Genomic DNA, 26,255 nt, shown 5'->3' on the forward strand with positions numbered 1-26,255 from the left:
TAAGATGGATTATACGCTCACCCGCATAGATCCTAACGGTGAGAATGACCGTTACCCCCTGCAAAAGCAGGAGATCGTAACCGACCCCCTGGAGCAAGAAGTCAACAAAAGCGTGTACATGGGCAAGCTCGAGCATGCCATGCACGATATGGTCAACTGGGGTCGTAAGAACTCCATCTGGCCATACAACTTTGGCCTTTCTTGCTGCTACGTTGAAATGGTGACGTCATTCACTGCGGTGCATGACGTTGCGCGTTTTGGTGCAGAAGTACTGCGTGCATCTCCGCGTCAGGCTGACCTGATGGTGGTAGCGGGCACCTGCTTTACCAAAATGGCACCGGTCATTCAGCGTCTGTACGACCAGATGCTCGAGCCAAAATGGGTTATCTCCATGGGCGCTTGTGCCAACTCTGGCGGCATGTACGACATCTATTCCGTCGTACAAGGTGTAGATAAGTTTATCCCGGTTGACGTTTATATCCCGGGCTGCCCACCGCGTCCGGAAGCCTACATGCAGGCGCTGATGCTGTTGCAGGAGTCGATTGGCAAAGAACGCCGTCCGCTCTCCTGGGTTGTGGGTGATCAGGGCGTGTACCGCGCTAACATGCAGTCTGAGCGCGAGCGTAAACGCGGTGAACGTATCGCAGTGACCAATCTGCGGACACCAGACGAAATTTAATTTGCGCCTGTGGGCATGGAGATAACCTTCGCATATCACTATTCAAATAGCGCGAAGCCACGCCCGACAGTCACCACGGACCTTTTGCAATGGTGAACACTATGACCGACTTAACCGCGCAAGACGCCGCCTGGCAAACACGGGATCATCTGGATGACCCGGTCATCGGCGAACTGCGCAACCGTTTTGGGCCGGATGCCTTTACTGTTCAGGCCACCCGCACCGGGGTACCCGTTGTTTGGGTGAAGCGTGAGCAGTTACTGGAAGTGGTTGATTTCCTCAAGAAATTGCCTAAACCTTACGTCATGCTGTTTGACTTACACGGCATGGACGAACGTCTGCGTACTCACCGCCAGGGTTTACCCGCGGCGGATTTTTCCGTTTTCTACCACCTGATCTCAATAGACCGCAACACGGATATCATGCTCAAGGTGGCATTGTCTGAAAACGACATGCATCTGCCGACGATCACCAAACTCTTCCCGAACGCTAACTGGTATGAGCGTGAAACCTGGGAAATGTTTGGCATGACCTTCGATAGCCACCCGCATCTGACGCGCATTATGATGCCGCAGACCTGGACCGGCCACCCGCTGCGTAAAGATTACCCGGCGCGCGCCACCGAATTCGACCCGTTTGAGCTGACCAAAGCCAAGCAGGATCTGGAGATGGAAGCGCTGACCTTCAAGCCGGAAGACTGGGGCATGAAGCGCAGCACCGACAACGAGGACTTCATGTTCCTCAACCTCGGTCCAAACCACCCGTCTGCGCACGGTGCGTTCCGTATTATTCTGCAGCTTGATGGTGAAGAGATCGTCGACTGCGTGCCAGACATCGGCTACCACCACCGTGGCGCTGAGAAGATGGGTGAGCGTCAATCCTGGCACAGCTACATTCCGTACACCGACCGTATCGAGTACCTCGGCGGCTGCGTGAACGAAATGCCGTACGTGCTGGCCGTTGAGAAACTGGCAGGCATCACCGTACCGGATCGCGTTAACGTGATTCGCGTCATGCTGTCTGAACTGTTCCGTATCAACAGCCACCTGCTCTACATCTCCACCTTCATTCAGGACGTCGGCGCGATGACCCCGGTCTTCTTCGCCTTTACCGACCGTCAGAAGATTTACGATCTGGTGGAAGCGATCACCGGTTTCCGTATGCACCCGGCCTGGTTCCGTATTGGCGGCGTCGCGCATGACCTGCCGCGCGGCTGGGATCGTCTGCTGCGTGAGTTCCTCGACTGGATGCCGAAGCGTCTGGCCTCTTACGAGAAAGCCGCGCTGCGTAACTCCATCCTGAAGGGCCGTTCCCAGGGCGTGGCTGCCTATGGCGCGAAAGAGGCGCTGGAGTGGGGCACCACCGGTGCTGGCCTGCGCGCCACCGGTATCGATTTCGACGTGCGTAAAGCCCGTCCTTACTCCGGCTATGAAAACTTCGACTTTGAAGTCCCGGTTGGCGGCGGTGTTTCCGACTGCTACACCCGCGTGATGCTGAAAGTGGAAGAGCTGCGCCAGAGCCTGCGCATCCTTGAGCAGTGCCTCAACAACATGCCGGAAGGCCCGTTCAAGGCGGATCACCCGCTGACCACGCCGCCACCGAAAGAGCGCACGCTGCAGCATATCGAAACCCTGATCACGCACTTCCTGCAGGTTTCCTGGGGCCCGGTCATGCCGGCGCAAGAATCCTTCCAGATGATCGAAGCGACCAAGGGTATCAACAGTTACTACCTGACCAGCGACGGCAGCACCATGAGCTACCGTACCCGTGTACGTACGCCAAGCTTCCCGCACCTGCAGCAGATCCCGTCAGCCATTCGCGGCAGTCTGGTCTCTGACCTGATTGTGTATCTGGGTAGTATCGATTTTGTTATGTCAGATGTGGACCGCTAATTATGCACGAGAATCAACAACCACAAACCGAGGCTTTTGAGCTGAGTGAAGCAGAGCGTGCCGCCATTGAGCACGAGATGCACCACTACGAAGACCCGCGTGCGGCGTCCATTGAAGCGCTGAAAATCGTACAGAAACAGCGTGGTTGGGTGCCGGATGGCGCGATCTATGAGATCGCAAAAGTGCTGGGTATTCCGGCGAGCGACGTCGAAGGCGTGGCAACGTTCTATAGCCAGATCTTCCGTCAGCCGGTAGGCCGTCACGTGATCCGCTACTGCGACAGCGTGGTATGCCATATCACTGGTTATCAGGGCATTCAGGCTGCGATTGAGAAGAAGCTCAATATCAAGCCGGGCCAGACTACCTTTGACGGTCGTTTTACTCTGCTGCCAACCTGCTGCCTGGGTAACTGCGACAAGGGGCCGACCATGATGATTGATGAGGACACTCACAGTTATCTGACGCCGGAAGCCATTCCTGACCTGCTGGAGCAGTACAAATGAAAACTGTAATTCGTACTGCTGAGACACATCCGCTGACCTGGCGTCTGCGTGATGACAAACAGCCGGTATGGCTCGAAGAGTACCAGAGCAAAAACGGCTATGCCGGTGCGCGTAAAGCCCTCTCCGGCATGGCGCCGGATGAGATCGTTAACGCGGTTAAAGACGCTGGCCTGAAAGGGCGCGGCGGCGCAGGCTTTTCCACTGGTCTGAAGTGGAGCCTGATGCCAAAAGACGAATCCATGAACATCCGTTACCTGCTGTGTAACGCCGATGAGATGGAGCCGGGCACCTATAAAGACCGCCTGCTGATGGAGCAGCTGCCGCACCTGCTGGTGGAAGGCATGCTGATCTCGGCCTTCGCCCTGAAAGCCTATCGCGGCTACATCTTCCTGCGTGGCGAGTACATCGAAGCGGCAGAGAACCTGCGTCGCGCGATTGCCGAAGCCACCGAAGCGGGTCTGCTTGGCAAAAATATTCTTGGCACCGGTTTCGACTTTGAACTGTTCGTGCACACCGGGGCAGGGCGTTATATCTGCGGGGAAGAGACCGCGCTGATTAACTCCCTGGAAGGCCGTCGCGCCAACCCGCGTTCTAAGCCGCCATTCCCGGCAAGCTCCGGCGTATGGGGTAAACCGACCTGCGTAAACAACGTCGAAACCCTGTGTAACGTCCCGGCGATCCTCGCCAACGGCGTGGAGTGGTATCAGGGCATCTCCTCAAGTAAAGATGCTGGTACCAAGCTGATGGGCTTCTCCGGTCGCGTGAAGAACCCTGGCGTCTGGGAACTGCCGTTCGGCACCACCGCACGTGAGATTCTGGAAGATTACGCCGGCGGTATGCGTGATGGCCTGAAATTCAAAGCCTGGCAGCCGGGTGGGGCAGGGACTGACTTCCTGACCGAAGCCCACCTCGACCTGCCGATGGAATTCGAAAGCATTGGTAAAGCAGGCAGCCGTCTGGGTACGGCGCTGGCGATGGCCGTCGACCACGAGATTGGCATGGTGTCGCTGGTGCGTAACCTGGAAGAGTTCTTCGCCCGCGAGTCCTGCGGCTGGTGTACACCGTGCCGTGATGGCCTGCCGTGGAGCGTGAAGATCCTGCGTGCTATTGAGCGTGGCGAAGGCCAGCCTGGCGATATCGAGACACTTGAGCAACTGTGTCGATTCCTGGGTCCAGGTAAAACCTTCTGTGCGCATGCGCCAGGTGCGGTCGAGCCGCTGCAGAGCGCGATTAAATATTTCCGCGACGAATTCGAAGCAGGTATCAAGCAGCCGTTCAGCAATACCCATTCAATCAATGGTATTCAGCCGAACCTGCTGAAAGCGCGCTGGTAATTCCTTACGCAAAATCATTCAGTCTGCGTCAAGGCGGCGACTGAGTGAGGACCAGGAGCTTACATCAGTAAGTGACTGGTGTGAGCGAGGGAAGCCAACGCAGAGGCAGCCTGAAGGATGAAGCGTAAAAAGAATTTTGATTAACGCTCGAATTTATTCGAGACAACTGGAAGCATGCTAATGGCTACGATTCATGTAGACGGCAAAGAATATGAGGTCAACGGGGCGGACAACCTGCTGGAAGCTTGTCTGTCTCTCGGCCTTGATATTCCGTATTTTTGCTGGCATCCGGCGCTGGGCAGCGTCGGTGCTTGCCGCCAGTGTGCGGTGAAGCAATATCAAAACGCGGAAGACACGCGTGGTCGCCTGGTGATGTCCTGTATGACGCCAGCCGCCGAAGGTACCTTTATTTCTATCGACGATCTGGAAGCCAAAGAGTTCCGCGAAAGCGTGGTGGAGTGGCTGATGACCAACCACCCGCACGACTGTCCGGTCTGTGAAGAGGGCGGTAACTGCCACCTTCAGGATATGACCGTGATGACCGGGCACAGCTTCCGTCGTTACCGTTTCACCAAGCGTACCCACCGTAACCAGGATCTGGGGCCGTTCATCTCTCACGAAATGAACCGCTGCATCGCCTGCTACCGCTGCGTGCGTTACTACAAAGACTACGCGGATGGTCAGGATCTGGGCGTTTATGGCGCGCATGACAACGTCTACTTCGGTCGTCCGGAAGACGGTACGCTTGAGAGCGAATTCTCCGGTAACCTGGTAGAGATCTGCCCGACTGGTGTGTTCACCGACAAAACCCACTCCGAGCGTTACAACCGTAAGTGGGACATGCAGTTTGCGCCAAGCATCTGCCAGCAGTGTTCGCTGGGCTGTAACACCAGCCCGGGTGAACGTTACGGCGAACTGCGTCGTATCGAAAACCGTTACAACGGTACCGTGAACCACTACTTCCTCTGCGACCGCGGTCGTTTCGGCTATGGCTATGTGAACCTGAAAGACCGTCCGCGTCGTCCGGTTCAACGCCGTGGCGACGACGTCATTACCCTGAACGCTGAACAGGCGATGCAGGGCGCGGCAGATATTCTGCGCCAGTCGAAGAAAGTGATCGGTATCGGCTCCCCGCGCGCCAGCATCGAAAGCAACTTCGCGCTGCGCGAGCTGGTGGGTGCGGATAACTTCTACACCGGTATCGCCCAGGGCGAGCAGGAACGTCTGCAGCTGGTGCTGAAAGTGCTGCGCGAAGGTGGTATCCATACCCCGGCGCTGCGCGAAATCGAATCCTATGATGCGGTACTGGTATTGGGCGAAGATTTGACCCAGACCGGCGCGCGCGCAGCCCTGGCGGTTCGTCAGGCGGTGAAAGGGAAAGCGCGTGAAATGGCAGCGGCACAGAAAGTGGCTGACTGGCAGATCGCGGCTATTCTCAACATCGGTCAGCGCGCGAAGCATCCGCTGTTCGTGACCAACGTTGATGACACCCGTCTGGATGACATCGCGGCCTGGACCTACCGTGCACCGGTGGAAGATCAGGCCCGTCTCGGCTTTGCTATTGCTAATGGCCTGGACAGCAGTGCCCCGGCCGTTGAACTGGATCGCGATCTGCAGAACAAAGTTGACGTTATCGTGCAGGCGCTGGCCGGTGCGAAGAAACCCCTGATTATCTCCGGTACCAACGCCGGCAGCAGCGAGATCATTCAGGCGGCAGCGAACGTGGCCAAAGCGCTGAAAGGCCGTGGCGCCGACGTTGGCGTGACCATGATTGCCCGTGCGGTAAACAGCATTGGTCTGGGTATGATCGGCGGCGGCTCTCTGGAAGAGGCGCTGAGCGAGCTGGAATCTGGCTCTGCGGATGCCGTTGTCGTACTTGAAAACGATCTCCACCGCCATGCTTCTGCCGCACGCGTAGATGCTGCGCTCTCTAAAGCGCCGCTGGTGATGGTTATTGACCATCAGCGCACCGCCATTATGGACAAAGCGCACCTGGTGCTCTCTGCGGCAAGCTTCGCGGAAAGCGACGGGACGGTGATTAACAACGAAGGCCGCGCCCAGCGCTTCTTCCAGGTTTATGACCCGGCCTACTACGACAACACTACCCTGATGCTGGAAAGCTGGCGCTGGCTGCACTCCCTGCACAGCACCGTGCTGAGCCGTGAGGTGGACTGGACGCAGCTCGACCACGTGATCGACGCCGTTATTGAAAAGCTGCCGCAACTGGCAGGCATCAAAGATGCGGCGCCGGAAGCGAGCTTCCGTATTCGCGGCCAGAAACTGGCGCGTGAACCGCATCGCTACAGTGGCCGTACTGCAATGCGCGCCAACATCAGCGTACACGAACCGCGTCAGCCGCAGGATAAAGACACCATGTTCGCCTTCTCGATGGAAGGGAACAACCAGCCGTCTGCGCCACGTTCGCAGATCCCATTCGCATGGGCGCCAGGCTGGAACTCCCCGCAGGCATGGAACAAGTTTCAGGCTGAAGTGGGTGGTTCTCTGCGCCACGGCGATCCGGGCGTACGCCTGATTGAAGCCTCCGAAACCGGTCTGGGGTTCTTCTCCACCGTTCCGGCACGCTTCCAGGCAGAAGAGGGCAACTGGCGTATTGCGCCGTACTACCATCTGTTTGGTAGCGACGAGCTGTCCCAGCGTTCCCCGGTCTTCCAGACCCGTATGCCGCAGCCGTACATCAAGCTCAACCCGGCGGATGCCGCGAAGCTTGGCGTCAACGCGGGCGCGAACATCAGCTTTAGCTATGAAGGCCAGACAATCAGCCTGCCGCTGATTATCTCTGAAGGTCTGACAGCAGGGCAGGTGGGTCTGCCGATGGGTATGCCTGGCATTGCCCCGGTGCTGGCCGGCGCGCGTCTTGATAACCTGCAGGAGGCAAAAGCATGAGTTGGTTAACGCCTGATCTTATCGACATCCTGCTGAACATCCTGAAAGCGGTTGTTATTCTGCTGGTGGTGGTCACCTGCGGTGCGTTCATGAGCTTCGGTGAACGTCGTCTGCTCGGTCTGTTCCAGAACCGTTACGGACCGAACCGCGTGGGCTGGGGTGGTTCACTCCAGCTGGTCGCGGACATGATCAAGATGTTCTTTAAAGAGGACTGGATCCCACGCTTCTCGGATCGCGTGATCTTTACTCTGGCACCGATGATCGCCTTTACCTCGCTGCTGCTGGCGTTTGCTATCGTTCCGGTCAGCCCGACCTGGGTGGTCGCTGACTTGAACATCGGCATTCTGTTCTTCCTGATGATGGCAGGTCTCGCGGTTTACGCGGTGCTGTTCGCAGGCTGGTCCAGTAACAACAAATACTCCCTGCTGGGTGCGATGCGTGCTTCCGCGCAGACGCTCAGCTACGAAGTGTTCCTGGGTCTCTCCCTGATGGGCGTGGTGGCGCAGGCCGGTTCATTCAACATGACCGACATCGTCAACAACCAGGCCGACATCTGGAACGTCATCCCGCAGTTCTTTGGTTTTGTTACCTTTGCTATCGCGGGCGTGGCGGTGTGTCACCGTCACCCGTTTGACCAGCCAGAAGCCGAGCAGGAACTGGCCGACGGTTACCACATTGAATATTCCGGTATGAAGTTCGGTCTGTTCTTCGTGGGCGAGTACATCGGTATCGTCACCATTTCCGCGCTGATGGTCACGCTGTTCTTTGGTGGCTGGCATGGCCCGTTCTTAACGCCATTCATCTGGTTCGCGCTGAAAACCGCGTTCTTCATGATGATGTTCATTTTGATTCGCGCTGCATTACCGCGTCCGCGTTATGACCAGGTAATGTCCTTCGGCTGGAAAGTGTGCCTGCCGCTGACGCTCGTCAACTTGTTGGTAACGGCGGCTGTCATTCTCTGGCAGCAGCCATAAGGGGCTTTGAGATCATGACCTTGAAAGAATTATTGGTAGGCTTTGGCACCCAGGTACGCAGTATCTGGATGATCGGCCTGCACGCGTTTTCTAAACGCGAAACCCGGATGTATCCGGAAGAACCGGTATATCTGCCGCCGCGCTACCGTGGCCGTATCGTGCTGACGCGCGATCCGGACGGTTCGGAGCGCTGCGTTGCCTGTAACCTGTGTGCGGTAGCCTGTCCGGTTGGCTGTATCTCTCTGCAGAAAGCAGAGACGGTGGACGGTCGCTGGTACCCGGAGTTCTTCCGCATCAACTTCTCACGCTGCATCTTCTGCGGCCTGTGTGAAGAAGCGTGCCCGACCACGGCGATTCAGTTGACCCCCGATTTCGAACTGGGTGAATTCAAACGTCAGGATCTGGTGTACGAGAAAGAGGATCTGCTGATTTCCGGTCCGGGCAAATACCCGGAATATAACTTCTACCGGATGGCGGGTATGGCAATCGACGGCAAAGATAAGGGCGAAGCAGAGAACGAAGCCAAGCCTATCGACGTCAAGAGCCTGTTACCGTAAGGAGAGGGGCAATGGAATTCGCTTTTTATATCTGTGGCCTGATCGCCATCCTGGCTACGCTGCGAGTGATTACGCACACCAACCCGGTGCATGCGCTGCTCTATTTAATCATTTCGCTGCTGGCTATTTCCGGGGTGTTCTTTGCGCTGGGCGCACACTTTGCCGGTGCGCTTGAAATCATCGTTTACGCCGGGGCCATCATGGTTCTGTTCGTCTTCGTGGTGATGATGCTGAACCTGGGCGGCTCTGAGATCGAGCAGGAACGTCAGTGGCTGCAACCGCAGGTGTGGATTGGCCCGGCAATTCTGTCGGCCATCATGCTGGCGGTGATCGTTTACGCCATTCTGGGTGTGAACGATCAGGGTATCGACGGCAAGCCAATCAGCGCCAAAGCGGTGGGTGTCACCCTGTTTGGGCCATACGTACTGGCGGTGGAACTGGCCTCGATGCTGCTGCTGGCAGGCCTGGTCGTGGCTTTCCACGTAGGTCGCGAAGAGCGCATGGGTGAAGTGCTGAGCAACCGTAAGGACGACAGCGCGAAAAGAAAAACGGAGGATCACGCATGATCCCTTTACAACACGGACTGATCCTCGCCGCGATTTTATTCGTGCTGGGCTTAACCGGTCTGGTTATCCGCCGCAATCTGCTGTTTATGCTGATTGGCCTGGAGATCATGATCAACGCTTCCGCGCTGGCCTTTGTGGTTGCCGGTAGCTACTGGGGCCAGACCGATGGTCAGGTGATGTACATTCTCGCCATCAGCCTCGCGGCTGCGGAAGCGAGTATTGGCCTGGCGCTGTTGCTGCAGCTCCATCGTCGCCGCCAGAACCTGAACATCGATTCAGTAAGTGAGTTGCGTGGATGAACATGCTTGCCTTAACCATTATTTTTCCGCTGATTGGCTTCCTGCTGCTGTCGTTCTCACGCGGCCGCTGGTCTGAAAATCTCTCTGCGACCATCGGCATGGGCTCTGTGGGCCTGGCCGCACTGGTAACAGCGTATGCGGGAATCGACTTCTTTAACAACGGACGTCAGGCTTTCAGCGTTCCACTCTGGACCTGGATGTCGGTGGGTGATTTCAGCATCGGTTTTAACCTGGTGCTGGATGGTCTCTCTCTGACCATGCTCTCCGTGGTGACCGGTGTCGGCTTCCTGATCCACATGTTCGCCTCCTGGTATATGCGCGGTGAAGAGGGTTACTCTCGCTTCTTCGCCTACACCAACCTGTTTATCGCCAGCATGGTGGTACTGGTGCTGGCGGATAACCTGCTGCTGATGTATCTCGGCTGGGAAGGGGTGGGTCTCTGCTCTTACCTGCTGATCGGGTTCTACTACACCGATCCTAAGAATGGCGCAGCGGCCATGAAAGCGTTCGTCGTAACCCGTGTGGGTGACGTCTTCCTCGCCTTCGCGCTGTTCATTCTCTACAACGAGCTGGGTACGCTGAACTTCCGCGAAATGGTGGAACTGGCACCGGCGCACTTCGAAGCCGGCAATAATATGCTGTGGTGGGCAACCCTGATGCTGCTGGGTGGTGCTGTGGGTAAATCTGCACAGCTGCCGTTGCAGACCTGGCTTGCCGACGCGATGGCGGGTCCAACTCCTGTCTCCGCGCTGATCCACGCTGCTACCATGGTTACCGCCGGTGTTTACCTGATTGCGCGTACCCATGGCCTGTTCCTGATGACCCCGGAAATTCTGCATCTGGTAGGTATCGTCGGTGCGGTGACGCTGGTGCTGGCAGGCTTTGCCGCGCTGGTCCAGACCGACATCAAACGCGTTCTCGCTTACTCCACCATGAGCCAGATCGGTTACATGTTCCTGGCGCTGGGCGTACAGGCGTGGGACGCGGCTATTTTCCACCTGATGACGCACGCGTTCTTCAAAGCGCTGCTGTTCCTCTCGTCCGGTTCGGTGATCCTGGCCTGCCATCACGAGCAGAACATCTTCAAAATGGGCGGACTGCGTAAGTCCATCCCGCTGGTTTACGTCTGCTTCCTGGTGGGCGGCGCGGCGCTGGCGGCACTGCCGCTGATCACCGCGGGCTTCTTCAGTAAGGACGAAATCCTGGCGGGCGCCATGGCGAACGGGCATATCAATCTGATGGTTGCGGGTCTGGTCGGTGCATTCATGACCTCCCTGTACACCTTCCGTATGATTTTCATCGTCTTCCACGGTAAAGAACAAATTCACGCTCACGCAGGGAAGGGGATCACCCACCACCTGCCGCTGATTGTGCTGCTGGTACTCTCCACCTTCGTTGGCGCGATGATTGTGCCACCGCTGCAGGGCGTACTGCCAGACACCACCGAGCTTGAGCACGGTCGCGTTCTGACGCTTGAAATCACCTCCGGTGTGGTCGCTATCGCGGGCATCCTGATTGCGGCATGGCTGTGGCTGGGTAAACGCACGCTGGTGACTGCCGTTGCCAACAGTGCGCCGGGCCGTCTGCTGGGCACCTGGTGGTATAACGCGTGGGGCTTCGACTGGCTGTACGACATGATCTTCGTGAAACCGTTCCTCGGCATTGCGTGGCTTATCAAACGCGATCCGCTGAACGCGGTAATGAACATCCCGGCACTCCTTTCTCGCCTGGCCGGTAAAGGCCTGCTGTTCAGCGAGAATGGGTATCTGCGCTGGTATGTAGCGTCCATGAGCATCGGCGCGGTTGTGGTGCTGGCGCTGCTGATGGTGTTGCGTTGATCGTTAAGTGAATTTTATTCGAATTCGTTGAAAATCAGGCCCCTTCTGGGGGCCTTAAAAAGGAATGCAAATCGCCATGTTACTACCCTGGCTAATATTAATTCCCTTTATCGGTGGGTTCCTGTGCTGGCAGACCGAACGCTTTGGCGTGAAGATGCCGCGCTGGATTGCGCTGATCACCATGGGATTGACGCTCGCGCTTGGCCTGCAACTCTGGTTGCAGGGCGGCTATTCACTGACCCAGTCCGCAGGTATTCCGCAGTGGCAGTCTGAATTCATTCTGCCGTGGATCCCGCGTTTCGGTATTACCATTCATCTGGCGATTGACGGTCTGTCGCTGCTGATGGTGGTGCTGACCGGTCTGCTCGGCGTTCTGGCGGTACTGTGCTCCTGGCGAGAAATCGAAAAATACCAGGGCTTCTTCCACCTGAACCTGATGTGGATCCTGGGCGGCGTAATCGGCGTGTTCCTTGCCATCGACATGTTCCTCTTCTTCTTCTTCTGGGAGATGATGCTGGTGCCGATGTACTTCCTGATCGCGCTGTGGGGCCATAAGGCATCCGACGGTAAAACGCGTATCACGGCGGCCACCAAGTTCTTCATCTATACCCAGGCGAGTGGTCTGGTGATGTTGATTGCCATCCTGGCGCTGGTGTTCGTGCACTACAACGCGACCGGCGTCTGGACCTTCAACTATCAGGACCTGCTGAAGACCCCAATGTCCCACGGCGTAGAATACCTGCTGATGCTGGGCTTCTTCATTGCGTTTGCGGTGAAAATGCCGGTGGTGCCTCTGCACGGCTGGCTACCGGATGCGCACTCCCAGGCTCCAACGGCGGGTTCCGTTGACCTGGCGGGCATCCTGCTGAAAACCGCGGCCTACGGTCTGCTGCGTTTCGCGCTGCCGCTGTTCCCGAATGCCTCCGCAGAGTTTGCGCCGATTGCCATGTGGCTCGGTGTGATCGGTATCTTCTACGGTGCCTGGATGGCCTTCACGCAGTACGACATCAAGCGTCTGATTGCCTACACCTCCGTGTCCCACATGGGCTTCGTGCTGATTGCTATCTACACCGGCAGCCAGCTGGCCTACCAGGGCGCGGTGATCCAGATGATTGCCCACGGTCTCTCCGCAGCCGGTCTCTTCATCCTGTGTGGTCAGCTGTACGAACGTCTGCACACCCGTGACATGCGTCAGATGGGTGGTCTGTGGAGCAAAATCAAATGGCTGCCAGCGATGTCGATGTTCTTCGCGGTTGCCACCCTGGGGATGCCGGGGACCGGTAACTTCGTTGGCGAATTTATGATCCTGTTCGGCAGCTTTAAAGTAGTGCCGACGATCACTGTGATCTCCACCTTCGGTCTGGTGTTCGCCTCCGTTTACTCGCTGGCGATGCTGCACCGCGCTTACTTCGGTAAAGCGAAGAGTGAGATCGCTGCCAAAGAACTGCCGGGGATGTCGCTGCGCGAGCTGTTCATCATCCTGCTGCTGGTCGTACTGCTGGTGCTGCTGGGCTTCTTCCCGCAGCCGATTCTGGATACCTCGCACTCCGCGATGGGTGACATCCAGCAGTGGTTTGTTAATTCTGCTTCTACTACAAGGCCGTAAATCGCCATGACAATAACTCCACAACAACTGATTGCGCTGCTACCGCTGCTGATCGTCGGATTGACGGTGGTGGTTGTGATGCTCTCCATTGCGTGGCGACGCAATCACTTCCTGAATGCCACGCTGGCGGTTCTGGGTCTGAACGCTGCGTTAGTCTCCCTCTGGTTTGTTGGCCAGGCGGGGGCGATGGACGTCACGCCGCTGATGCGCGTTGATGGCTTCGCCATGCTCTACACCGGGCTGGTGCTGTTAGCCAGTCTGGCGACCTGCACCTTTGCTTACCCGTGGCTGGAAGGCTACAACGACAACAGAGAAGAGTTTTACCTGCTGGTTCTGATTGCGGCCCTGGGCGGCATTCTGCTGGCGAATGCCAACCATCTGGCGGCGCTGTTCCTCGGTATTGAGCTGATCTCGCTGCCGCTGTTCGGCCTGATCGGTTATGCCTTCCGCCAGAAGCGCTCTCTGGAAGCGAGTATCAAGTATACGATCCTGTCTGCTGCTGCTTCGTCCTTCCTGCTGTTTGGTATTGCGCTGCTCTACGCTCAGTCCGGTAACCTCTCGTTTGAAGCGCTCGGCAAGAGCCTCGGCGACGGCATGCTGCACGAGCCGCTGCTGCTGGCGGGTCTGGGCATGATGATTGTTGGTCTCGGCTTTAAACTCTCTCTGGTGCCATTCCACCTGTGGACGCCAGACGTCTACCAGGGTGCGCCAGCGCCGGTATCCACTTTCCTGGCGACGGCGAGCAAGATCGCTATCTTCGGGGTGGTGATGCGTTTGTTCCTTTACGCCCCGGTGGGTGACAGCGAAGCGGTTCGCGTGGTGCTGGGCGTGATCGCCTTCGTCTCCATCATCTTCGGTAACCTGATGGCGCTGAGCCAGACCAATATCAAGCGTCTGCTCGGTTACTCCTCCATCTCTCACCTCGGCTATCTGATGGTGGCGCTGATTGCCCTGCAGAGCGGTCAGATGTCCATGGAGACCGTGGGTGTCTACCTGGCCGGTTACCTGTTCAGCAGCCTCGGCGCCTTCGGCGTGGTGAGCCTGATGTCCAGCCCGTACCGTGGCCCGGATGCCGACTCGCTCTTCTCCTACCGTGGTCTGTTCTGGCACCGTCCGATCCTCTCCGCGGTGATGACCGTGATGATGCTGTCGCTGGCGGGTATCCCGATGACGCTCGGCTTTATCGGTAAGTTCTACGTGCTGGCAGTGGGTGTGCAGGCTGGTCTGTGGTGGCTGACGGCGGGTGTCGTTATCGGCTCCGCGATTGGTCTTTACTACTACCTGCGCGTTGCCGTGAGCCTCTATCTGAGTGCGCCTCAGCAGCTCAACCGCGATGCGCCAGGCAACTGGCAGTACAGCGCGGGCGGTATTGTGGTGCTCATCTCCGCGCTGCTGGTGCTGATCTTCGGTATCTATCCGCAGCCGCTGATCACCATCGTGCAGCATGCGATGCCGCTGATGTAAAAAACGCCAGAAACAAAAAAACCCGCTTCGGCGGGTTTTTTATTGCCCAGCGGCGCTGCGCTTGCAGGGCCTACAGGTTTTGTAGGCCGGGTAAGCGTAGCGCCACCCGGCAAAATGGTGCAAATTAAGCCAGCTGCTTACGGCTAATCAGCGGCCCGTCGATTTTCTTGTTTGCGCGCTCCAGCACCTCTTCAATCACCGATGACAGCTCGTTCAGCTCGAACTTCGCCACGTAGCCATCGGCTTTCACCTTGCGGATATGATCTTCGTTGGCGTTGCCGGACAGGGAAGAGTGGATCACCACCGGAATGTCCTTCAGGATGGCGTCAGTTTTGATTTTGCGCGTCAGGGTAAAGCCGTCCATCTCCGGCATCTCAAGGTCGGTCAGCACCAGCGCGATTTTATCGGTAATGGGTACCCCTTCCGCCTGGGCCTGCGCGGCCAGCACGCCGATCTTCTCCCAGGCCTCTTTGCCGGTGATATGCAGCTGCGCCGGGATCTGCATCGCCTGCAGACCTTTTTCCAGCATTGAGCGCGCCACTTTGGAATCTTCCGCCACAATCGCCACCGCACCCGGCTTGATATTGAATTTGGTGGTCTGCAGATCGGTAGCATGCAGGTCGTGGTTGGCCGGGGTGATGTCATAGAGGATCTGCTCAACGTCCAGCACCATCGCCAGATCGTTGGTATCCGTCTTCTCATCCAGACAGGCGATACTGGTGATATAGCGTCCGCTGACCGCGGTTTCCGCCGCATGCACCTGCTTCCAGTCCAGGCGCATGATATTTTCGACCGACTCCACGGCAAACGCCTGGACGCTACGGGCATACTCGGTGATCAGTAAAATGTTGAGCCCCGTCGTTGGCTTGCAGCCTGCCACCGCGGCCAGGTCGATAACCGGGATCACCTGATCGCGAATATTAACCATACCCATCAGGGGCGACTTCATCCCCGCCGGTTTGGTGAACGAGGGCATGGGCACAATCTCGCGAAGCTTAAAGACGTTGATGCCGAACAGCTCAGATTTGTTTTCATTCATTGAGCGGCCAAGACGAAACAGCAGCAGCTCAAATCGGTTCGACAGAGTAAGATTTGCCCTGTCATCAATGTCTTTCTGGAAGTTATCCATGTTTGCCCCTCAGTGAAAAATACCGGCCTGATAGGGTTATCGGCAGTTTCGGGGAAAACCAGAGCATTAAACGCGCACGGTAGCAAAATCTTCTGCCAGCTCGCTGGCAGCAAAGATGGCGCGGCACTCCGCCAGCAGCATGGCGCAGCCTTCGGCGTCGTAACGGGAGCTGACGTGGGTGACAATCAGTTTTTTTACCTGCGCGTCGCGGGCAAGCCTGGCCGCCTGATGCGTGGAGCTGTGGCCGCGGCTATTGGCTTTCTCCTCCATCGCTACCTCCAGCGTGGCCTCATGCACCAGCAGATCGACGCCCTGAGCCAGCGCAAGGGCGTTCTCGCAGGGGGCGGTATCCCCGAAGATGGCCAGCTTCTTACCTGGACGGGGTGGCGAGAGATATTCCGCACCGTTGATGGTCCGGCCATCTTCCAGGGTGACGCTTTCGCCGCGTTTTAGCTGCTGAAACAGCGGGCCGAAGGGCACTCCCGCGGCGATCAGCGCGGCACCATCCAGCGCGCCGGGTTTATCCCGCTCTTCAATGCGAAAACCGTAACACTCCACGGGGTGATTGAGCGCCGCGGCGGTTACCGTGTAGGCATCATCTTTGAACACCACGCCCGGTTTGATCTCAATAATCTCGAGGGGATAATCTGTCCACGAGCCACTGATCCGCAGGCTGGTTTCGACAAACTCCCGGATACCAGGCGGGCCGTAAATGGTCAGCGGCTGGATATTCCCCGCCATCGAGCGGCTGCACAGCAGCCCCGGCAGGCCAAAAAGATGGTCGCCGTGCAGGTGAGTGATGAAAATTTTATCCAGCTTGCCGGGATGCGCGGCGGTGCGCAGCAGCTGCTGCTGCGTGCCTTCGCCGCAGTCAAACATCCACAGTCCGCTGCGGGTGGGGTGCTGGAGATCCAGCAAAATTGAGGTGACGTTGCGCGTACGGGTCGGTACGCCAGCGGATGTTCCTAAAAAAAACAGCTCCATAATGCACTCAGCCTCTGCACCGGGGACGAAAAGTCATTAGTATAACGGCTCCCCTCACGATAAGGAGACCTCAATGATCCAGTGGCAAGATCTGCACCATAGCGAGCTGACCGTTCCTGTACTTTACGCCTTACTTCAACTGCGCTGTGAGGTGTTTGTCGTTGAACAAACCTGCCCCTATCAGGACATTGACGGCGAAGACCTGGTGGGGGAGAACCGCCATATCCTCGGCTGGAAAGACAACCGGCTGGTGGCGTATGCGAGGATTCTGAAAAGTGACGACGATTTCTCCCCCGTTGTGATTGGCCGCGTGATTATCAGCCGCGAGGTGCGAGGCGAGAAGCTGGGCTATGCCCTGATGGAGCACGCGCTGCGTTCCTGCGAAAATAACTGGCCCGACAAGGCGTTATACCTCGGGGCGCAGGCGCATCTGCACGCCTTTTATGCCCGTTTTGGCTTTGTGCAGGTGACGGATATCTACGACGAAGATGGCATTCCGCACGTGGGTATGGCGAAAGAGGTACAACAAGCGTAGCAGGCGGAATCGTCAAGCATTGTCTATAGTTACGGAACTGATGCAACCACATGGAGAACACTATGTCTTATCAATCATCGGATAACCATGTAGATGACGATCTGACCCTGCTGAGTGAAACCCTGGAGGAGGTCTTACGCTCTTCCGGCGATCCGGCCGATCAGAAATACATTGAGCTAAAAGCGCGTGCTGAGCAGGCTCTGCATGATGTGAAAACGCGCGTGGGTCATGCGTCCGATCAATACTATTACAAGGCCAAAAAAGCGGTCTATCGTGCGGATGATTATGTCCGTGAAAAGCCATGGCAGGGGATTGGCGTAGGCGCCGCCGCCGGCCTGGTGTTGGGTATTTTACTCGCCCGCCGTTAACAACACAGCACGAACGCTTCTCCCTGCCAACTCGGGGGTACTGCTTTTTCTGATTAGTACCCCTTATAATGTGAGGTTTTTGAGCTGGGAGAAGTTCGCGTGCACTCGATTTCCACCGCGCTGAAAGGCCTTTGCCAACAATTAGCCGACGATTTTCCCGATACCCCTGGCCTGCATTATCTCGATGTCTCCTTTGCCCTCAACGACGCATTTGATCCGCTCGGCTGGCTGAATGCCCAGCACATCTACCCGCAGTTCTACTGGCAGCAGCGCAATGGCGACGAAGAGTATGCTGCTCTCGGAGCGATAACGCATTTCCCCTCGTTATCCGCCGCCCGTCAGTTTTTAAACCGTTATCCGCATGCACCCGACCTGAGAGTGGTGGGCGTTAATGCCTTCGATCCAAAGCAGGGCAATCTGTTCCTGCCGCGCCTTTTGTGGCAGCGCTTCGGCGGGACCGCAACGTTGCGCCTGGTACTCTGGAGCGACACTTCCCTGAAAGCGGAGGCCCAGCGCGCGCGGGAGTTTATGCAGACCCTGGCGGAGAGCCAGCCTGTCGCCCCGGTCACGCAAGCGGTGGTGAGCGAAACGCATCTCCCTGACCGGGCCGGCTGGCTTCAGCTGATTACCCGGGCGACAGAGGCTATCAGCCGGGGGGCATTCGATAAAGTGGTGCTGGCCCGGGCGACAGATTTGCAGTTTAACGAGGCGGTAAACCCCGCCGCGCTGATGGCGGCCAGCCGCCAGGTCAACTTCAAGTGCTACCACTTCTTTATGCGCACTGATGCCAGCCGGGCATTTCTCGGCTCGTCGCCGGAACGGCTGTGGCGGCGGCGCGGTTTGCTGCTGCGCACCGAAGCGCTGGCCGGAACCGTTGCCAGCCACCCGGACGATGCCCATGCCGCGCGGCTGGGTAACTGGCTGATGAACGACGATAAAAACCAGCGGGAAAATATGCTGGTGGTTGAGGATATCTGCCAGCGCCTGCAGCGGGAAAATGGGGTACTTGATGTCCTCCCGCCGCAAATCGTGCGTTTGCGTAAGGTTCAGCATTTACGCCGCTGCATCTGGACCGCGCTGCAACAGCCGGATGATGAACAGTGCCTGCTGCGCCTGCAGCCCACCGCGGCAGTTGCCGGTCTGCCGCGTCAGGCAGCGTGGGATTTCATCGCCCACAATGAACCCTTTGACCGGGAGTGGTATGCCGGTTCTGCCGGGTATCTCTCGTTAGCACAAAGCGAGTTCTGCGTGGCGCTGCGTTCGGCAAGCGTCGAGGAGAGCTGTGTTCGCCTGTATGCCGGGGCGGGGATCGTCAGCGGTTCTGACCCCGATCAGGAGTGGCAGGAGATTGAAAATAAAGCTGCCGGGCTGCGCTCTCTGCTCCTAAAGGATTAATACTGAGTCATACATTCCCGATTCATATCAAAATTACATCTTTCTCTATTATTTATACTACGTCGCAATATTGATACCGGACAATTCCATGTCAGTGAGTTCCTTTAACCGGCGCTGGGCGGCGGTGATCCTTGAAGCCCTGACCCGCCATGGCGTCAGGCATGTTTGCATCGCGCCCGGCTCGCGCTCAACGCCGTTGACCCTGGCCGCCGCCGAAAACCGCGCCTTTATTCATCACACCCATTTTGATGAGCGCGGTCTCGGCCATCTGGCGCTGGGGCTGGCAAAAGCCAGCCATGAGCCGGTAGCGGTGATCGTGACCTCCGGCACGGCGGTGGCTAACCTCTATCCCGCATTGATCGAAGCCGGTCTGACCGGTGAAAAACTGGTGCTGCTGACGGCGGATCGTCCTCCGGAGCTGATCGACTGCGGCGCCAATCAGGCCATTCGCCAGTCGGGGATTTTTGCCACCCATCCGACAGAAACCTTGTCGCTGCCGCGTCCGACCCGCGATATTCCCGCCCGCTGGCTGGTCTCGACGGTAGATAACGCCCTAGGCGGGCTGCGTGCCGGGGCGCTGCACATTAACTGTCCGTTTGCCGAGCCGCTGTATGGCGAAATGGATGAGACCGATCTTGAGTGGCAGCAGGCGCTGGGCGACTGGTGGCAGAGCGATAAGCCCTGGCTGCGCGCCCCGGCGGCGCTTTCAAGCCCCCAACAGCGCGACTGGTTCTTCTGGCGGCAGAAACGTGGTGTGGTTATCGCGGGCAGGATGAGCGCCGAGGAAGGCAAGCAGGTAGCGCAGTGGGCGCAACGGCTTGGCTGGCCGCTGATTGGCGACGTGCTCTCCCAGACCGGCCAGCCGCTGCCGTGCGCGGATCTCTGGCTCGGCAACGCCAGAGCCGTGACCGAACTGGAGCAGGCGCAGATTGTGGTGCAGCTTGGCGGCAGCCTGACGGGTAAACGTCTCCTGCAGTGGCAGGCCACCTGCAGGCCGGAAGAGTACTGGCTGGTCGATTCCCGCGAAGGGCGGCTGGATCCCGCGCAACATCGTGGCCGTCGGCTGGTATCCAGCGTGGCCGAATGGCTGGAGCTGCATCCGGCGGAAAAACGCGCCCCCTGGGCAACCGAGATTCCTGAACTCTCTCGCCAGGCCTGGGACCTGACGGCGCAACACAGCGACGCATTGGGTGAAGCGCAGCTGGCCCACCGTATCCATCGCTATCTGCCTGAACAGGGGCAGTTGTTTGTGGGCAACAGCCTGGTGGTGCGTCTGATTGACGCCTTCTCCCGTCTGCCAGCGGGCTACCCGGTATACAGTAACCGTGGCGCCAGCGGTATCGACGGGCTGATTTCAACCGCAGCAGGGGTTCAGCGCGCGAATGCCCGTTCGACGCTGGCGATCGTCGGCGATCTCTCGGCGCTCTACGATCTGAACGCGCTGGCGCTGTTACGTCAGGCCTCTGCGCCCTTTGTGCTGCTGGTGATTAACAATAACGGCGGCCAGATTTTCTCCCTGTTGCCGACGCCGCAGAGCGAACGGGAACGCTTTTATCTGATGCCGCAGAACGTGCAGTTTGAACATGCGGCGGCGATGTTCAGCCTCAAGTATCAGCGCCCGGAAAACTGGGCGGAACTGGAGAGCGCACTCAGCACGGCGTGGAGCAAACCCGGCGCCACGCTAATCGAGGTGGTGGTAAACGACAGCGACGGGGCGCAGATGCTGCAGAACCTACTGGCGCAGGTAAGCCATCTATGATCCTCGCGGGAACCCAGCGTAAAGGTCAGCCGGATAAACCCTGGCTGGTTTTCCTGCACGGTTTTTCCGGCGATTGCCGCGAATGGCAGGTGTCAGGGGAGCGCCTGAGCGATTATTCCTGCCTCTATCTCGATCTGCCGGGACACGGGGAATCGGCGCACATTGCGGTGAGCAATTTCAGTGAGATGAGCCATCTGCTGAATCGCACTGTACTTAGTTACAACATACTAAATTACTGGCTGGTGGGGTACTCCCTCGGCGGCCGCATTGCGATGTATCACGCCTGCCAGCGGCCCGGGGGGCTACAGGGGCTGATTGTGGAGGGGGCGCATCCGGGGTTGAGCGATGAATACTCGCGGACGAGCCGTCGCGCCTCCGATGCGCAGTGGGCGGCACGCTTGCGCCATGAACCTCTGGCGTCGGTGTTTGCCGACTGGTATCAGCAGCCGGTATTTGCCTCGCTAACCCCCGCGCAGCGCGAACAGCTTGTCGCCCTGCGTAGCCAGAATAATGGTCCAGCTCTGGCCGCCATGCTCCAGGCGACGTCGCTTGCCGAACAAGCCGATTTACGCCCTGAGCTCGCCTCGTGCGCACTTCTTTTTTTCTATCTCTATGGCGAGCAGGACCCTAAGTTTCGGGATATTGCCCGGCAGCTTACCGCCACCCGCCATGAAATTCCCCACGCCGGACATAACGCCCATCGGGAAAACCCCGCTGCGGTGGCTGAGCGTCTGGCCCAGATACTCCGTCTTTCAATTAAGGACACTCTATGATCTACCCTGATGAAAACATGCTCTATGCACCGGTGGAATGGCTGGACTGCTCCGAAGGCTATACCGACATTCGCTACCACAAGTCCACTGACGGCATCGCCAAAATCACCATTAACCGTCCAGAGGTGCGTAACGCGTTTCGCCCGTTAACCGTCAAAGAGATGATTCAGGCCCTGGCGGATGCCCGTTACGACGACAATATCGGCGTTATCGTTCTGACCGGCGAAGGTGAGAAGGCGTTCTGCGCCGGGGGCGACCAGAAAGTGCGCGGCGACTACGGCGGATACCAGGATGACTCCGGTGTTCACCACCTGAACGTGCTCGACTTCCAGCGCCAGATCCGCACCTGTCCGAAACCTGTGGTGGCAATGGTCGCCGGCTATTCCATCGGTGGCGGTCACGTGCTGCATATGATGTGCGATCTGACCATTGCCGCGGAGAACGCCATCTTCGGCCAGACCGGACCAAAAGTCGGCTCCTTCGACGGCGGCTGGGGTGCCTCTTACATGGCGCGCATTGTCGGTCAGAAAAAAGCCCGTGAAATCTGGTTCCTCTGCCGCCAGTACAACGCTCAGGAAGCGCTGGATATGGGCCTGGTGAACACCGTGGTGCCGATTGCCGACCTCGAAAAAGAGACCGTGCGCTGGTGTCGCGAAATGCTGCAAAACAGCCCAATGGCGCTGCGCTGCCTGAAAGCGGCGCTGAACGCCGACTGCGACGGCCAGGCGGGTCTGCAGGAGCTGGCAGGCAATGCCACTATGCTCTTCTACATGACTGAAGAGGGTCAGGAAGGGCGCAACGCGTTTAACGAGAAGCGCCAGCCGGACTTCAGCAAATATAAACGGAATCCGTAATGCGCAGCGTGCAGATCTACCGCTGGCAGATACCGATGGATGCGGGTGTGGTGCTGCGTGAACGGCGGTTAAAAAACCGTGATGGCTTCTTCGTGCGACTGCAGCAGGGCGAAGGGCAGGGCTGGGGGGAGATTTCGCCTCTGCCGGGCTTTAGCCTGGAGTCGCTGGAGGAGGCGCAGGCTGCGCTGGTGGCATGGGTAGAGGAATGGCGTACAGGCGTGAATCCGTCGCTGCCCGACGTTCCTTCCGCCGCGTTTGGCATCAGTTGTGCGCTCGCGGAGCTCGACGGCAGCCTGCCTGACAAGGCCGATTACCGTGCCGCGCCGCTCTGTACCGGCGATCCGGATGAGCTGTTTGCACTGCTCAGCGCTATGCCCGGCGAGAAAGTGGCGAAAATCAAAGTCGGTCTTTACGAAGCGGTCCGCGACGGCATGGTCGCTAACCTCTTGCTGGAGGCGATCCCCGATCTGCGTCTGCGTCTGGATGCCAACCGCGCCTGGACGCCGCTTAAGGCGCAGCAGTTCGCGAAGTACGTCAATCCGGCGTACCGCAGCCGCATCGCTTTTCTGGAAGAGCCGTGCAAAACCCGTGAGGATTCACGCGCCTTTGCCCGCGAAACCGGCATAGCCATCGCCTGGGACGAAAGCCTGCGCGAGGCGGACTTTGCCTTTACCGCCGAGCCGGGCGTCAGCGCCGTGGTCATAAAACCGACGCTAACGGGCAGTCTGGCGAAGGTGCGTGAACAGGTGACGGCAGCGCATAGCGCAGGACTGACCGCGGTGATCAGTTCCTCCATCGAATCCAGCCTTGGGCTGACGCAGCTGGCGCGTATTGCCGCCTGGTTAACGCCCGACACCATCCCGGGGCTGGATACGTTAAACCTGATGCAAACCCAGCTTATTCGCCCGTGGCCGGGTAGCGCCCTGCCGTGCGCGGGCGTTGAGGCGCTGGAGCCGTTGCAATGAGTTTTAGTGACTGGCCGTGGCGGCACTGGCGCGAGCAGCGTGCTGATAAACCGGCTCTGCGTCTCAACGACGAGGTGCTGAGCTGGCAACAGCTCTGCACCCGCATCGACAATCTGGCTGCAGGGTTTCATCAACAGGGTGTGAAGGCGGGGGACGGTGTGCTGCTGCTTGCCCATAATCATCCGCAGACCCTGCTCGCATGGCTGGCGCTGCTCCAGTGCGGCGCGCGTATTCTTCCCGTTAACCCCCAGCTCCCGCGCCCGCTGCTGGAGGTATTGCTTCTGCAAATGACGCTGCGTTTTGCGCTGGTGCTGGACGGTCACTATGACGGGCTCGCCGCGCTTAGCGTACATGCTCCGTCCGGCGAATACCGCGTGGTATGGCAGCCTGAGCGGCTGGCCTCAATGACGCTCACCTCCGGCTCTACCGGGCTGCCGAAAGCGGCCGTTCATACCTGCGGGGCGCATCTTGCCAGCGCTGAGGGTGTCCTCGCGCTGATGCCCTACGGCGAGGATGACGACTGGCTGCTTTCGCTGCCGCTGTTTCATGTCTCCGGGCAGGGGATCTTATGGCGCTGGCTGCAGGCCGGCGCGCGCTTAACCGTGCGCGAGAAGCAGCCGCTGGAGCAGGCCTTGCAGGGGTGTACGCATGCCTCGCTGGTGCCAACCCAGCTCTGGCGTCTGCTCAATACACACCAGCACATCGCGCTGAAAGCGGTACTACTGGGCGGGGCCGCCATCCCCGTTGAGTTGACGCAACAGGCGCGCGCGCAGGGTATTTCTACGTTTTGTGGCTACGGCCTGACGGAGTTTGCCTCTACCGTCTGCGCGAAAGAGGCAGACGGTGAGCCGGACGTGGGCTGCGCATTGCCGGGCAGGGAGGTGCAGGTCGTTAACGGCGAAGTGTGGATCAAGGCGCAAAGCATGGCCTCAGGCTACTGGCGCGACGGCGCGCTGCTGCCGCTCACGAATTCAGAGGGCTGGTTTGCCACCCGCGATCGCGGGGAGCTGCATGAGGGTCGCCTGACGATCCTCGGTCGGATGGATAACCTCTTTTTCAGCGGAGGAGAGGGCATTCAGCCGGAGAGCCTTGAGCGGATTATCGCGACCCATCCGCACATCAGCCAGGTCTTTATTGTCCCGCTGAATGACGCCGAATTTGGTCAGCGTCCGGTGGCGGTAGTGGAGTGTGAACCGGGAACGGATTTCACCCGCTTCCCGGAGTGGGTACAGGGCAAAATGGCGCGATTTGAGCAGCCCGTGCACTGGCTGGTGCTGCCAGCAGAACTAAAAAATGGCGGGATTAAGATCTCCCGCCAGGCGTTAACACAGTGGGTGAATGCCCAACTGTCAGGGTAATTAGCCGATATCGGGCTGCGGCTTACGCTGACGGCGGCGAAGCAGGCGCAGCACCGGCGGTACGACCACCACCACAATTGCCAGTGTCAGCAGGATCTTCGCCACGTTGCTGTCCCACAGGATGGAGACATTACCATTGCTAATGGACAGAGCGCGGCGCAGGTTCTGCTCCAGCATCTCACCCAGCACAAACCCTAAAATCAACGGCGACATCGGGAAGTGCATTTTACGCAAGATGTAGCCGAACACCCCCAGCACCACCATCAGAATCAGGTCGAAGGTGGTGCTGTGTACCGCATACACCCCCACCGCCGAGACGGCCGCGATCGCGGGGACCAGGAACCACAGCGGAATGGTCAACATACGGGTGAACAGGCCAATCAGCGGGATGTTCATCACCAGCAGCATGACGTTGGCAATCAGCAGCGCCGCAATCAGACCCCAGACGATGTCCGGCTGTTCGGTAAACATCGCCGGTCCTGGGGTGATGTTATAGAGCGTCAGCGCCCCCATCATCACCGCCGTGGTACCGGAGCCGGGTACGCCGAGCGTCAGCATGGGAATAAACGAGCCGCAGGCCGAGGCATTGTTGGCCGCCTCAGGTGCAGCGACGCCGCGAATATCGCCTTTGCCAAAGCTGTCGCTGTTGCCGCTGAGCTTTTTCTCCGTCATGTAGGTGATGGCGCTGGCGATGGTTGCTCCGGCGCCCGGCAGAATGCCGACAAAGAAACCAATCACCCCTGAACGCAGCGTAGTACCGATACACTGCGCGCCCTCTTTGGCGTTAAAGAGCATCCGGCCGGTTTTACGCACCAGCGTCTGCCCGCTGCTGGTATGTTCCAGCATCAGTAAGATCTCAGAGACAGAGAACAGACCAATCACGACCACGATAAACTGCACGCCGTCGGAGAGGTGAACGCTGTCGAAGGTAAAGCGATAGACCCCGGTGTTGGCATCCACGCCGACGGTGGCTAACCCTAAGCCGATCAGCGCAGACAAAAACGATTTCAGAGGGTTTTGCGCCATCATGCTGCCGAGACAGGCAATGGCGAAGACCATCAGGGCAAAATACTCTGCCGGACCAAACGCCAGCGACCACTGGGCCAGCGCAGGCGCAAACAGAATGATGCCGCCAATGGCAATCAGCGAGCCAAAGAACGAACTGACGGCGGAGATAGAGAGTGCCACGCCGCCGCGTCCCTGCCGCGCCATCGGGTAACCATCCAGCGCGGTCATAATGGCCGCCGCATCCCCGGGCACGTTGAGCAGTATTGACGAGATACGGCCGCCATATTCACAGCCGATGTAGACTGTCGCCAGCAGGATCAGCGCCGATTCCGCAGGCAGATGCAGGGCAAACGCCAGCGGGAGCAAAATAGCGACCCCGTTGATGGGCCCAAGTCCGGGCAGCAGACCGACGATCGTCCCGACGAAGCAGCCGATCAGGGCGATCACCAGATTTTCCGGGGTCATCGCCACGGCGAACCCCTGTGAGAGGTAAATCCAGGTATCCATAGCG

General features: G+C 58.5%; 23 protein-coding genes. 20 read left to right on the forward strand and 3 right to left on the reverse strand.

Annotated features, from left to right (window positions below; translation table 11 throughout):
• The first annotated feature begins 4 nt into the window (after positions 1–4).
• The 12 genes from nuoB to nuoN all read left to right on the forward strand — a co-directional run bounded on the left by nuoB (position 5) and on the right by nuoN (position 14,616).
• Positions 5–679 (forward strand): NADH-quinone oxidoreductase subunit NuoB, encoded by a 675-nt coding sequence (gene nuoB / locus DVA43_RS01705; protein WP_003861482.1) that lies wholly within the window; start codon positions 5–7, stop codon positions 677–679.
• An 89-nt stretch (positions 680–768) separates the two neighbouring features.
• The gene (gene nuoC / locus DVA43_RS01710) at positions 769–2,571 is read left to right on the forward strand and encodes an NADH-quinone oxidoreductase subunit C/D (RefSeq protein ID WP_114314373.1); all 1,803 of its coding nucleotides are present in this window, start codon (positions 769–771) and stop codon (positions 2,569–2,571) included.
• Positions 2,572–2,573: 2 nt separating this feature from the next.
• Positions 2,574–3,074: an NADH-quinone oxidoreductase subunit NuoE gene (nuoE, locus tag DVA43_RS01715; protein WP_014170998.1), complete on the forward strand. Its 501-nt coding sequence runs from the start codon at positions 2,574–2,576 to the stop codon at positions 3,072–3,074.
• Positions 3,071–4,408: an NADH-quinone oxidoreductase subunit NuoF gene (nuoF, locus tag DVA43_RS01720; RefSeq protein ID WP_103180470.1), complete on the forward strand. Its 1,338-nt coding sequence runs from the start codon at positions 3,071–3,073 to the stop codon at positions 4,406–4,408. The genes nuoE and nuoF overlap by 4 nt, the downstream gene beginning before the upstream one ends.
• A gap of 180 nt (positions 4,409–4,588) precedes the next feature.
• The gene (gene nuoG, locus DVA43_RS01725) at positions 4,589–7,312 is read left to right on the forward strand and encodes an NADH-quinone oxidoreductase subunit NuoG (protein ID WP_147271006.1); all 2,724 of its coding nucleotides are present in this window, start codon (positions 4,589–4,591) and stop codon (positions 7,310–7,312) included.
• A complete protein-coding gene (nuoH, locus tag DVA43_RS01730; RefSeq protein WP_114314375.1) occupies positions 7,309–8,286 on the forward strand; it encodes an NADH-quinone oxidoreductase subunit NuoH in 978 nt (325 codons plus the stop codon). The genes nuoG and nuoH overlap by 4 nt, the downstream gene beginning before the upstream one ends.
• A gap of 14 nt (positions 8,287–8,300) precedes the next feature.
• Positions 8,301–8,843 (forward strand): NADH-quinone oxidoreductase subunit NuoI, encoded by a 543-nt coding sequence (nuoI, locus tag DVA43_RS01735; protein WP_103180465.1) that lies wholly within the window; start codon positions 8,301–8,303, stop codon positions 8,841–8,843.
• Between the two features lie 11 nt (positions 8,844–8,854).
• A complete protein-coding gene (gene nuoJ, locus DVA43_RS01740; protein ID WP_114314376.1) occupies positions 8,855–9,409 on the forward strand; it encodes an NADH-quinone oxidoreductase subunit J in 555 nt (184 codons plus the stop codon).
• Entirely contained in the window at positions 9,406–9,708 is a 303-nt protein-coding gene (gene nuoK / locus DVA43_RS01745; protein ID WP_049841347.1) for an NADH-quinone oxidoreductase subunit NuoK, read from the forward strand. Before nuoJ ends, nuoK begins: the two co-directional genes overlap by 4 nt.
• Positions 9,705–11,546, forward strand: coding sequence for an NADH-quinone oxidoreductase subunit L (nuoL, locus tag DVA43_RS01750; RefSeq protein ID WP_114314377.1), 1,842 nt, complete (start codon positions 9,705–9,707; stop codon positions 11,544–11,546). Before nuoK ends, nuoL begins: the two co-directional genes overlap by 4 nt.
• Positions 11,547–11,622: 76 nt before the next feature.
• Positions 11,623–13,152 carry an NADH-quinone oxidoreductase subunit M gene (nuoM, locus tag DVA43_RS01755; RefSeq protein WP_114314378.1) on the forward strand — a complete coding sequence of 510 codons (1,530 nt, stop codon included), beginning with the start codon at positions 11,623–11,625 and terminating at the stop codon, positions 13,150–13,152.
• A gap of 6 nt (positions 13,153–13,158) precedes the next feature.
• Positions 13,159–14,616 (forward strand): NADH-quinone oxidoreductase subunit NuoN, encoded by a 1,458-nt coding sequence (nuoN, locus tag DVA43_RS01760; protein ID WP_103180457.1) that lies wholly within the window; start codon positions 13,159–13,161, stop codon positions 14,614–14,616.
• 124 nt (positions 14,617–14,740) lie between these two features.
• On the opposite strand, the gene DVA43_RS01765 is transcribed toward nuoN, so the two are convergent.
• On the reverse strand, positions 14,741–15,745 hold the full coding sequence (locus tag DVA43_RS01765; RefSeq protein ID WP_114314379.1) for a chemotaxis protein: 1,005 nt from the start codon (positions 15,743–15,745) through the stop codon (positions 14,741–14,743).
• Positions 15,746–15,811: 66 nt separating this feature from the next.
• Positions 15,812–16,729 carry a ribonuclease Z gene (gene rnz / locus DVA43_RS01770; RefSeq protein WP_114314380.1) on the reverse strand — a complete coding sequence of 306 codons (918 nt, stop codon included), beginning with the start codon at positions 16,727–16,729 and terminating at the stop codon, positions 15,812–15,814.
• 73 nt (positions 16,730–16,802) lie between these two features.
• Between rnz and DVA43_RS01775 the strand changes: the two genes are divergently transcribed.
• From DVA43_RS01775 to menE, 8 genes are all read left to right on the forward strand, one after another.
• Positions 16,803–17,264, forward strand: coding sequence for a GNAT family N-acetyltransferase (locus DVA43_RS01775; RefSeq protein ID WP_114314381.1), 462 nt, complete (start codon positions 16,803–16,805; stop codon positions 17,262–17,264).
• 62 nt (positions 17,265–17,326) lie between these two features.
• A complete protein-coding gene (elaB, locus tag DVA43_RS01780) occupies positions 17,327–17,632 on the forward strand; it encodes a stress response protein ElaB (protein ID WP_103180450.1) in 306 nt (101 codons plus the stop codon).
• Positions 17,633–17,731: 99 nt separating this feature from the next.
• The gene (gene menF, locus DVA43_RS01785) at positions 17,732–19,027 is read left to right on the forward strand and encodes an isochorismate synthase MenF (protein ID WP_114314382.1); all 1,296 of its coding nucleotides are present in this window, start codon (positions 17,732–17,734) and stop codon (positions 19,025–19,027) included.
• Positions 19,028–19,115: 88 nt separating this feature from the next.
• Positions 19,116–20,786, forward strand: a complete 1,671-nt coding sequence (gene menD / locus DVA43_RS01790; RefSeq protein ID WP_114314383.1) for a 2-succinyl-5-enolpyruvyl-6-hydroxy-3-cyclohexene-1-carboxylic-acid synthase — start codon at positions 19,116–19,118, stop codon at positions 20,784–20,786.
• On the forward strand, positions 20,783–21,559 hold the full coding sequence (menH, locus tag DVA43_RS01795; protein ID WP_114314384.1) for a 2-succinyl-6-hydroxy-2,4-cyclohexadiene-1-carboxylate synthase: 777 nt from the start codon (positions 20,783–20,785) through the stop codon (positions 21,557–21,559). The genes menD and menH overlap by 4 nt, the downstream gene beginning before the upstream one ends.
• Complete coding sequence (gene menB / locus DVA43_RS01800) at positions 21,556–22,413, forward strand: 1,4-dihydroxy-2-naphthoyl-CoA synthase (protein ID WP_114314385.1); 858 nt, start codon at positions 21,556–21,558, stop codon at positions 22,411–22,413. Before menH ends, menB begins: the two co-directional genes overlap by 4 nt.
• On the forward strand, positions 22,413–23,378 hold the full coding sequence (menC, locus tag DVA43_RS01805) for an o-succinylbenzoate synthase (protein WP_114314386.1): 966 nt from the start codon (positions 22,413–22,415) through the stop codon (positions 23,376–23,378). The genes menB and menC overlap by 1 nt, the downstream gene beginning before the upstream one ends.
• Positions 23,375–24,736 carry an o-succinylbenzoate--CoA ligase gene (gene menE / locus DVA43_RS01810; protein WP_114314387.1) on the forward strand — a complete coding sequence of 454 codons (1,362 nt, stop codon included), beginning with the start codon at positions 23,375–23,377 and terminating at the stop codon, positions 24,734–24,736. Before menC ends, menE begins: the two co-directional genes overlap by 4 nt.
• On the opposite strand, the gene DVA43_RS01815 is transcribed toward menE, so the two are convergent.
• A complete protein-coding gene (locus tag DVA43_RS01815; RefSeq protein WP_114314388.1) occupies positions 24,737–26,251 on the reverse strand; it encodes a tripartite tricarboxylate transporter permease in 1,515 nt (504 codons plus the stop codon).
• Positions 26,252–26,255: the final 4 nt, after the last annotated feature.

The organism is Leclercia sp. W6, assembly GCF_003336345.1.
In the GTDB taxonomy this organism is placed as follows: Bacteria; Pseudomonadota; Gammaproteobacteria; order Enterobacterales; family Enterobacteriaceae; genus Enterobacter.

Bases quoted from the DNA above. Each gene is read 5' to 3' on its own strand.
- nuoB (WP_003861482.1), top strand. From the start codon at position 5: ATGGATTATACGCTCACCCGCATAGATCCTAACGGTGAGAATGACCGT.
- nuoC (WP_114314373.1), top strand. From the start codon at position 769: ATGGTGAACACTATGACCGACTTAACCGCGCAAGACGCCGCCTGGCAA.
- nuoE (WP_014170998.1), top strand. From the start codon at position 2,574: ATGCACGAGAATCAACAACCACAAACCGAGGCTTTTGAGCTGAGTGAA.
- nuoF (WP_103180470.1), top strand. From the start codon at position 3,071: ATGAAAACTGTAATTCGTACTGCTGAGACACATCCGCTGACCTGGCGT.
- nuoG (WP_147271006.1), top strand. From the start codon at position 4,589: ATGGCTACGATTCATGTAGACGGCAAAGAATATGAGGTCAACGGGGCG.
- nuoH (WP_114314375.1), top strand. From the start codon at position 7,309: ATGAGTTGGTTAACGCCTGATCTTATCGACATCCTGCTGAACATCCTG.
- nuoI (WP_103180465.1), top strand. From the start codon at position 8,301: ATGACCTTGAAAGAATTATTGGTAGGCTTTGGCACCCAGGTACGCAGT.
- nuoJ (WP_114314376.1), top strand. From the start codon at position 8,855: ATGGAATTCGCTTTTTATATCTGTGGCCTGATCGCCATCCTGGCTACG.
- nuoK (WP_049841347.1), top strand. From the start codon at position 9,406: ATGATCCCTTTACAACACGGACTGATCCTCGCCGCGATTTTATTCGTG.
- nuoL (WP_114314377.1), top strand. From the start codon at position 9,705: ATGAACATGCTTGCCTTAACCATTATTTTTCCGCTGATTGGCTTCCTG.
- nuoM (WP_114314378.1), top strand. From the start codon at position 11,623: ATGTTACTACCCTGGCTAATATTAATTCCCTTTATCGGTGGGTTCCTG.
- nuoN (WP_103180457.1), top strand. From the start codon at position 13,159: ATGACAATAACTCCACAACAACTGATTGCGCTGCTACCGCTGCTGATC.
- DVA43_RS01765 (WP_114314379.1), bottom strand. From the start codon at position 15,745: ATGGATAACTTCCAGAAAGACATTGATGACAGGGCAAATCTTACTCTG.
- rnz (WP_114314380.1), bottom strand. From the start codon at position 16,729: ATGGAGCTGTTTTTTTTAGGAACATCCGCTGGCGTACCGACCCGTACG.
- DVA43_RS01775 (WP_114314381.1), top strand. From the start codon at position 16,803: ATGATCCAGTGGCAAGATCTGCACCATAGCGAGCTGACCGTTCCTGTA.
- elaB (WP_103180450.1), top strand. From the start codon at position 17,327: ATGTCTTATCAATCATCGGATAACCATGTAGATGACGATCTGACCCTG.
- menD (WP_114314383.1), top strand. From the start codon at position 19,116: ATGTCAGTGAGTTCCTTTAACCGGCGCTGGGCGGCGGTGATCCTTGAA.
- menH (WP_114314384.1), top strand. From the start codon at position 20,783: ATGATCCTCGCGGGAACCCAGCGTAAAGGTCAGCCGGATAAACCCTGG.
- menB (WP_114314385.1), top strand. From the start codon at position 21,556: ATGATCTACCCTGATGAAAACATGCTCTATGCACCGGTGGAATGGCTG.
- menC (WP_114314386.1), top strand. From the start codon at position 22,413: ATGCGCAGCGTGCAGATCTACCGCTGGCAGATACCGATGGATGCGGGT.
- menE (WP_114314387.1), top strand. From the start codon at position 23,375: ATGAGTTTTAGTGACTGGCCGTGGCGGCACTGGCGCGAGCAGCGTGCT.
- DVA43_RS01815 (WP_114314388.1), bottom strand. From the start codon at position 26,251: ATGGATACCTGGATTTACCTCTCACAGGGGTTCGCCGTGGCGATGACC.